This is a genomic window from Streptomyces malaysiensis subsp. samsunensis (assembly GCF_024519315.1).
GTDB lineage: Bacteria > Actinomycetota > Actinomycetes > Streptomycetales > Streptomycetaceae > Streptomyces > Streptomyces malaysiensis.
The window spans coordinates 24,889-32,529 of the sequence record NZ_JANIIC010000089.1 but is presented as its reverse complement, the minus strand read 5'-3'; the positions used below and the strand labels follow the sequence as shown (position 1 = coordinate 32,529).

Genomic DNA, 7,641 nt, shown 5'->3' with positions numbered 1-7,641 from the left:
GAGCCGCCGCCCGTCCCCGACCCTAGGAGCCCCTATGCCAATCGGCCTCTCCGTCCATATCGGACTCAATCAGGTCGACCCCGCCGCGTACGACGGCTGGAGCGGTGAGCTGGGCGCCTGCGAACAGGACGCCGTGGACATGGCCCGGCTCGCCGACGCGGCGGGGTTCGATGTGACCGATCCGCTGCTGAGCCCGGCCGCCACCGCGGAGACGGTCACCGCCACCCTGGAGGCCGCGGCCGGGCGGCTGGCCGAGGGGGACATCCTCTTCCTCACCTACTCGGGCCACGGCGGTCAGGTGCCCGACCTCAACCACGACGAGACCGGCGACCGCCTCGACGAGACCTGGGTCCTCCATGACCGGCAGCTGGTCGACGACGAGCTCTTCGAGCTGTTCGGGAAGTTCGCCAAGGGGGTCCGGATCTGGATGCTCTCCGACAGCTGCCACAGCGGCACCGTGGCCCGGCGGCTGCCCGAGATGCTCAGCCCCGAGGAGCTCGACCGGCGCTTCAGCACCGCCGACCCCGCGGAGGTCGGCCGGAAGATCAGGGCCATGCCCCAGTCGGTGCAGTCCGCCGTCTACCGGCGCGACCGCGACGCCTACGACCGGATCCAGAACACCCGCACCGCCAAGGACCTCGCCAGGATCGACGCCAGCGTGCTCCGGATCTCCGGCTGCCAGGACAACCAGACCTCCTCCGACGGAATCGTGAACGGCCTGTTCACCGCCACTTTGCTGGAGGTCTGGCGGGGTGGCGCCTTCCCGGGCAGCTACCGCGGACTGCACCGGGAGATCGTCAAGCGGATGCCGCCCGACCAGACGCCCCACCTCTTCCAGACGGGTGGGCCGAACTCAGCCTTCGCCCGGCAGCGGCCCTTCACCATCTGAACCGGGATTCGAACCGTGCCCGTGTCATATCCGTGTGCGATGGCCCGTTCGGCGAGGTATGAAAGTAGGAGGGCATGGCGAGCCGGTGAGGTGCCGGTATGACGACGCATGACCGTGTGGACCAGGAGGACGAGGCAGGCATCAGCAGCATGGCGATCGCCCCGGGAGGGGTGCTCGACCTGTTGCGGGTCGCTGCCATCGCGCTGGATGTCGAAGGACGGATCGCCCTGTGGAGCCCGGAGGCCGAACAGCTGTTCGGTTACCGGGCGGCAGAGGCGCTGGGCTGCCGTGCGGACAAGCTGCTGGTCCATCCGCGGGACCGGCGGGCGGCCGTGGAGCTCTTCGCACGCGTACGGGCGGGCGACACCTGGGCCGGTATCTTCCCGGTCCGCCGCCCGGACGGCTCCACCCTGAGGGTGGAGTTCCGCACCATGGGCCTGCGCGATGCCCACGGCGCGGTCTACGCCCTCGGTCTGGCCGCCGACGAGGGAACCGTACGGCGGCTGGAGACCGATCTGGCGGTATCCGGCTTCCTGATCAAACAGTCGCCCGTGGGGCTCGCGGTGTTCGACACCGAACTCCGCTGGCTGCGCGCCAACCCGGCCCTACAGCAGATGAACTCCATCACCGAGCCCCAGGTGCGCGGCCACCGTGTCGGGGAGGTGCTGCCGGGGCTGGATGTGCGGGCCATCGAGGGCGCGATGCGGCATGTGCTGGAGTCCGGTGAGCCGCTGCTTGACCAGCAGAGCGTCGGCCGGACCCCCGCCGACCCCGACCATGACCACGCCTGGTCGGAGTCGTACTACCGGCTGGAGGACCCCAGCGGCCGGATCCTGGGCATCGCCGTCTCCATCATGGACGTCTCCCGCCGCCACCGTGAGACCAGCGAGATCGCCGAGGCGCGCGAGCGGCTGGCCGTGATCGCCGACGCGAGCGTCCGCGTCGGCACCACGCTGGATCTGCGGCAGACCGCCCAGGAACTCGCCGATGTGACCGTGCCCCGGCTCGCCGACCTCGCGGCCGTCGACGTCCTGGACTCCGTGGTGCACCGCGAGGCCACCCCCCGGGTGTGGACCGACGGCTCGGCCCGCTTCCGGGCGCTCGCCGTCGCCGCCGGCTACCCCACCGACGCCGTCCACGCGGCCGACCCGGTCGGCGAGATCGCCCGCTACGACCCCACCCGGCTGATCACCCAGTGCGTCCGCGAGGCCCGGCCGATCCTGGTGCCGCACGTGACCGAACAGGACATACGGCGGATAGCCCGGGACGACGACGCCGCCGGGGTGCTGAAGCGCGAGGGAGTGCACTCCTACATCGCCGCCCCGCTGATCGCCCGCGGCAGTGTGCTCGGCACCCTCAGCCTGCACCGCACCATCAACCCCAAGCCGTTCGACGAGGAGGACCTCACCCTCGCCTGCGAACTGGCCATCCGCGCCGCCCTGTGCATCGACAACGCCCGGCTCTACGCCCGTGAACGCGACGCCGCGCTCACCCTCCAGCGCAGCCTGCTCTCCCAGCAGCCGCGCGATCTGGACGGTCTGGAGATCGCCTCTCGCTATCTGCCCGCGGTCAGCGCCGCGGGCGGCGACTGGTTCGATGTGCTGCCCCTCCCGGACGGCAAGGTCGGTCTCGTGGTCGGCGATGTGATGGGCAAGGGCATCCACGCCGCGGCGATCATGGGCCAGCTGCGCACCGCCACCCGGGCCTTCTCCCGGCTCGACCTGCCCCCGGCCAAGGTGCTGTGCCATCTGGACGAGATCACGCCCAGCCTGGGGGAGTCCATCGCCACCTGTCTGTACGCGGTGTGCGATCCACGCACCGGGCGGTGCGAGATGTCCACCGCCGGCCATCTGCCGCCGGTGCTGGTGCAGCCCGGTGGCGAGGCCGAACTCATCGACATCCCCACCGGCGCGCCGCTGGGCGTCGGCGGCGTCCCCTTCGCCTCGGTGGAGCGGGAACTGGCCGAGGGGGCGCTGCTGGCCCTGTTCACCGACGGCCTGGTGGAGAAGCGCCATCAGTCCCTGGACGTGGGACTGCACACCCTGGTCCAGCTGCTGCGCCGCCACCAGGGACCGCTGGAGCGGATCTGCGACCAGGTGCTGGCCGCGCTGCACGGGGCGCCCGACGACGATGTGGCCCTGCTGCTGGCCCGGCTGCGCCGCCCTCGCCTGCCGGAGAAGTCCGTGGTTACGGTGGAGGAAGGCTGAGGAAGGGCCGACCGCGTCACTTCACGGATGAGACGACGTCCCCATGGCTCAGCTCGCCCGCCGCTCCGGCGTATTGATCACTCTGGTGGCCGTCGCTCTGGGGGCCACGGCATCCCTCGCAGGCGCCGCGGAGCCCCATCCCAGGCCCACCCCCAAGGTCGCCGTCATCGGCACCGGGGGCACCATCGCGGGCGTCAGCAGGACCAAGGTGTCCTTCGACGACTACCAGGCGGGGAAGCTCCCGGTGTCCCGGCTGGTGGGCGACCTCAGGCCCGAGGTGAACCGGATCGCGGACGTGACCACCCAGCAGTTCGGCAACAAGGACTCCAACGACTACACGATCCCCGAGTACCGCCGGCTCACCGCCGCCGTCGACCACGCCCTGAAGTTCAACGACGGGGTCGTGGTCACCACCGGTACCGACACCATGGAGGAGTTCGCGTACTGGCTGGACCTGACCGTCCGCAGCGACAAGCCCGTGGTGCTCACCGGTTCCATGCGGCCCTGGACGGTGATCGGCTCCGACGCCCCGGCCAACCTCTACAACGCGATCCACCTCGCCGCCAGCGGCCGGACCACCTGCTTCGGCACCGTGGTGATGCGTGGGCGACCAGATCCACGCCGCCCGCGAGGTGCGCAAGTCCGACACCCTGCGGCTGAACGCGTTCACCAGCGGCAGCAGCGGGGAGCTCGGGGTGATCGACCAGAACCACATCCGCGTCGACCGCGCGCCCGCCCGGGTCGAGCGGTGCGGCAAACCCGCCTGGAAGACCCCGTTCGACCTCGACCGGATGGGTCGGCGGGCGCTGCCGAAGGTCGACATCGCCTGTAGCTACCAGGGCGCCGGACCCCAGGCCATCAAGGCGTTCGCCGACGCGGGGGCGGCCGGGATCGTCACGGCGGGCACCGGGGCGGGCGGTCTCTCCCCGGCCATGACCGAGGCCCGGGACGACGCCGTCAAGAACGGGGTGGTCATGGTCTCCGCCTCCCGCACCGGCTCCGGCGCGGTCTACGACCCCCATGTCCGCGGTGTCATCGGCGCCCAGGACCTGACCCCGCAGAAGGCCCGGCTGCTGCTGCTCCTCTCGCTCGCCACCACCCACAACGAGCATCGGATCCAGACCTGGTTCCACACCTTCGGCACCGGCCAGTTCACGGCCCGCCACTAGGCGCTCCGCGGGGAGTGGCGCAAGGTGCGGTCGTTCATCCGCGGCCGCGTCGTGGCTGGTCCCACGCGGCGGAGCCGCATATCGACACGGCCCCGCGCCCCTTCGGGGCGCCACCGACCCCGGACCCCAGGACCCAGGGGCCGAGCCCCTGCCACCGGACACCCCTCAGGGGCGGGTTGCGCCGCCCCGGAACGTGGAGCGGTAGGCGCTCGGCGACACCCCGAGGGCGGTGTGCAGATGCTGCCGCAGCGAGGCCGCGGTGCCGAAGCCCGCGTCCGCCGCGATCCGGTCCACCGGCAGATCGGTCTCCTCCAGCAACTGCCGGGCCCGCTCCAGGCGCCGCTGGGTCAGCCACCGCACCGGGGTCATCCCCACCTCGTCCCGGAACCGCCGGGAGAAGGTCCGTACGCTCATCGACTCCCGCTCGGCCAGCTCCCGCAGGGTCAGCGGACGGTCGAGCCGGGTCAGCGCCCAGGCGCGGGCCGCACCGGTGGAGCCGCCGCGCCGCTCCGGCACCGGCCGCCGGATGAACTGCGCCTGGCCGCCCTCGCGATGCGGGGCCACCACCGAGCCGCGGGCCACCTCGCCCGCCACCGCCGCGCCGTGGTCGCGCCGGATCATATGCAGGATCAGATCGATACCGGCGGCGTCCCCGGCCGAGGTCAGCACCTCGCCCTCGTCCGCGTAGAGCACGTCCGGGTCGAGTGCGACGGCCGGGAACAGCTCCCGGAACCGGTCGGCCGCCTGCCAGTGGGTCGTGGCCCGGCGGCCGTCGAGCAGCCCCGCGGCCGCCAGGACGAACGCCCCCGTGCAGATCGAGGCGATCCGGGCGTCGGGGCGGATCCGGGCGAAGGCGCCGGTGAGCGCGGTGCCCAGACGGCCATCGGTCTGTGGCTCGTCCGGTTCGTTGGCGGCCGGGACGAGCACGGTGTCGGCCTCGGCCAGCGCCTCCGGTCCCTGGGTGACGTTCAGCGTGACATCGGAGTCGGTGCGCACCTCACCGGCGACGAGTGCGCAGGTCACCACCTCGTACAGCGGTTCGCCCGCGGCCGATACGGCCCGGCCGAACAGCCGGTGCGCGATGCCCAGCTCGAACGGCAGCAGCCCGTGGCGCACCAGCACCGCCACCCGATGGCGGCCGGGGTGAGTGAAGACGGACATGGCGCGATTCTCGCAGCCGCCGAGGATCCGGCCATCACTTCTTGGCCCGGCTGGGCTGCACCCGCTTCGGCTCGCCCTTCATCTTCGGATGCTCCGGCGGATACGGGAGGTCGCCCAGGCCGTGCTCCCGCTCGTCCCGCGCGGCCAGCTCCAGCGCGGCGTCCAGGCGGAAGGCGTGCTCGTCCATGTCCGCGTGCACATCGCCCAGTTCGCGGTAGCGCACCGGCATGGTGGCCAGGTCGAAATCGCGCGGCCGGGCGTCGGGAACCTCATCCCAGCGCAGCGGCGCGGAGACCGGGGCATGGGGGCGTGGGCGCACCGAGTAGGCGCTGGCGATGGTGCGGTCCCGGGCGGTCTGGTTGTAGTCCACGAAGATCTTCTGGCCGCGCTCCTCCTTCCACCACTTGGTGGTCACCCGCTCCGGAGCCCGCCGCTCCAGCTCCCGCGCGATCGCGATCGCGGACCGCCGCACCTGGGTGAAGGTCCACTCCGGCACGATCGGGACGAAGACGTGCAGCCCCCGGCCGCCCGAGGTCTTGGGCCACCCCCGCAGCCCCAGCCCGTCCAGCACCTCGCGCAGCTCTCCCGCGGCCCGGACCGCGTCGCCGTAGTCGGTGCCCGGCTGCGGGTCGAGGTCGATCCGCAGCTCGTCGGGGTGTTCGGTGTCCCCGCGCCGCACCGGCCACGGATGGAAGGTCAGGCTGCCCAGATTGGCCGCCCACACCACGGCCGCCGGTTCGGTCGGGCAGATCTCGTCCGCGTGCCGCCCGCTGGGGAAGGAGATACGGCCGGTCGGAATCCACTCCGGGAGGTTCTTCGGGGCCCGCTTCTGGAAGAACGACTCCCCCTCGACCCCGTCCGGATAGCGCTCCAGCGTCGTCGGCCGGTCCCGCAGCGCCCGCAGCGCGCCCTCGCCGACCGCCAGGTAGTAGCGGGCGAGATCCAGCTTGGTGAACCCGCGCTCCGGGAAGTACACCTTCCCGGGGCTGGTCACCCGCACCACGCGACCGCCGACCGTCAGCTCCACCGACTCTCCCATACCGACACGCTAGGCCCGCCCGCCCGAGGCCGCCTCCCGGCGGGCGCCCGGCCCGCCACAGGCGCACAATCGGACACCATGGACCTTCCGGTGATGCCTCCCGTCCAGCCGATGCTGGCCAAGGCCGTGGCCACGATCCCGCCCGGAATGGTCTACGAGGGCAAATGGGACGGCTTCCGGGCCATCGTCTTCCGGGACGCGGACGAGATCGAGATCAGCAGCCGTACCACCAAGCCGCTCACCCGCTACTTCCCCGAACTGGCGGAGGCGCTGCTCGCCAACCTCCCGCCGCGCTGCGTCCTGGACGGCGAGATCGTCATCGTGCGCGGCGGGCGGCTGGACTTCGACGCCCTCCTGGAGCGGATCCACCCCGCCGACTCCCGGGTGCGGCTGCTGGCGAAGACCACCCCGGCCGCCTTCGTGGCCTTCGACATCCTCGCCCTCGGCGACGCCTCGCTGATGGCCACCCCGCTCAGCGAGCGCCGCGAGGCGCTCACCGAGGCGCTGCGCGGCGCCGCGGACCCGGTGCACCTCGCCCCCTGCACCGACGAGCTCGACGTGGCCCGGCAGTGGTTCGAGCAGTACGAGGGGGCGGGGCTCGACGGCGTCGTGGCCAAGAGCCCCGACCTCCGCTACCTCCCCGGAGAGCGCGTGATGGTCAAGGTCAAGCACGAGCGCACCGCCGACTGTGTGGTGGCCGGCTACCGCGTCCACAAATCCGGCCAGGGCATCGGCTCCCTGCTGCTGGGCCTGTACGACGCCACCGGCCGCCTCCAGCACGTGGGCGTCAGCGCGGCCTTCTCCGCGCGCCGCCGCCAGGAGCTGATGGCCGAGCTGGAACCGCTGCGCATGGAGACCGTCGAAGGCCACCCCTGGGCCGACTGGGCGCGCGAGGAGGCCCATGCCCGGGGCCGGATGCCGGGCGCGCCCAGCCGCTGGACCGGGGTCAAGGACCTGTCGTGGGTGCCGCTGCGCCCCGAGCGGGTGTGCGAGGTGGCCTACGACCATATGCAGAGCGGCCGCTTCCGGCACACCGCCCGCTTCCGCCGCTGGCGGCCGGACCGGGAGCCCCCGCAGTGCACCTACGACCAGCTGGAGGAGCCGGTCTCCTACGATCTGCGCCAGGTGCTGGGGTCCGCGCCGGAGCCGTAACCGCGCTTGACGCCTGCCGGTGGG

General features: G+C 72.3%; 6 protein-coding genes and 2 pseudogenes. 6 read left to right on the top strand and 2 right to left on the bottom strand.

The annotated features are described in order from the left end of the window. Positions 1-34: 34 nt before the first annotated feature. The 5 genes and pseudogenes from NQU54_RS43605 to NQU54_RS43590 all read left to right on the top strand — a co-directional run bounded on the left by NQU54_RS43605 (position 35) and on the right by NQU54_RS43590 (position 4,265). Complete coding sequence (locus NQU54_RS43605) at positions 35-889, top strand: caspase family protein (protein WP_257635844.1); 855 nt, start codon at positions 35-37, stop codon at positions 887-889. Positions 890-987: 98 nt separating this feature from the next. Continuing rightward, entirely contained in the window at positions 988-3,096 is a 2,109-nt protein-coding gene (locus tag NQU54_RS43600; RefSeq protein WP_257635843.1) for a SpoIIE family protein phosphatase, read from the top strand. Positions 3,097-3,139: 43 nt separating this feature from the next. Then, a pseudogene (locus tag NQU54_RS49580) lies at positions 3,140-3,637 on the top strand (asparaginase domain-containing protein); the annotation flags it as partial. A gap of 61 nt (positions 3,638-3,698) precedes the next feature. Then, positions 3,699-3,770: pseudogene (locus NQU54_RS49865) on the top strand (hypothetical protein); the annotation flags it as partial. 117 nt (positions 3,771-3,887) lie between these two features. Then, positions 3,888-4,265: a hypothetical protein gene (locus NQU54_RS43590; protein WP_257635841.1), complete on the top strand. Its 378-nt coding sequence runs from the start codon at positions 3,888-3,890 to the stop codon at positions 4,263-4,265. Between the two features lie 165 nt (positions 4,266-4,430). Here the strand turns inward: NQU54_RS43590 and NQU54_RS43585 are convergent, their stop codons facing one another. Both NQU54_RS43585 and ligD read right to left on the bottom strand, forming a co-directional pair. Continuing rightward, the gene (locus tag NQU54_RS43585; RefSeq protein WP_257635840.1) at positions 4,431-5,426 is read right to left on the bottom strand and encodes a GlxA family transcriptional regulator; all 996 of its coding nucleotides are present in this window, start codon (positions 5,424-5,426) and stop codon (positions 4,431-4,433) included. 34 nt (positions 5,427-5,460) lie between these two features. Continuing rightward, complete coding sequence (ligD, locus tag NQU54_RS43580) at positions 5,461-6,465, bottom strand: non-homologous end-joining DNA ligase (protein WP_257635839.1); 1,005 nt, start codon at positions 6,463-6,465, stop codon at positions 5,461-5,463. A gap of 78 nt (positions 6,466-6,543) precedes the next feature. Here ligD and NQU54_RS43575 point away from each other — a divergent pair, with 78 nt between their 5' ends. Continuing rightward, on the top strand, positions 6,544-7,617 hold the full coding sequence (locus tag NQU54_RS43575) for an ATP-dependent DNA ligase (protein WP_257635838.1): 1,074 nt from the start codon (positions 6,544-6,546) through the stop codon (positions 7,615-7,617). Positions 7,618-7,641: the final 24 nt, after the last annotated feature.

Excerpts from the sequence above, each read along its gene's own strand:
- NQU54_RS43605 (WP_257635844.1), top strand. The coding sequence starts at position 35 with ATGCCAATCGGCCTCTCCGTCCATATCGGACTCAATCAGGTCGACCCC.
- NQU54_RS43600 (WP_257635843.1), top strand. The coding sequence starts at position 988 with ATGACGACGCATGACCGTGTGGACCAGGAGGACGAGGCAGGCATCAGC.
- NQU54_RS43590 (WP_257635841.1), top strand. The coding sequence starts at position 3,888 with ATGGGTCGGCGGGCGCTGCCGAAGGTCGACATCGCCTGTAGCTACCAG.
- NQU54_RS43585 (WP_257635840.1), bottom strand. The coding sequence starts at position 5,426 with ATGTCCGTCTTCACTCACCCCGGCCGCCATCGGGTGGCGGTGCTGGTG.
- ligD (WP_257635839.1), bottom strand. The coding sequence starts at position 6,465 with ATGGGAGAGTCGGTGGAGCTGACGGTCGGCGGTCGCGTGGTGCGGGTG.
- NQU54_RS43575 (WP_257635838.1), top strand. The coding sequence starts at position 6,544 with ATGGACCTTCCGGTGATGCCTCCCGTCCAGCCGATGCTGGCCAAGGCC.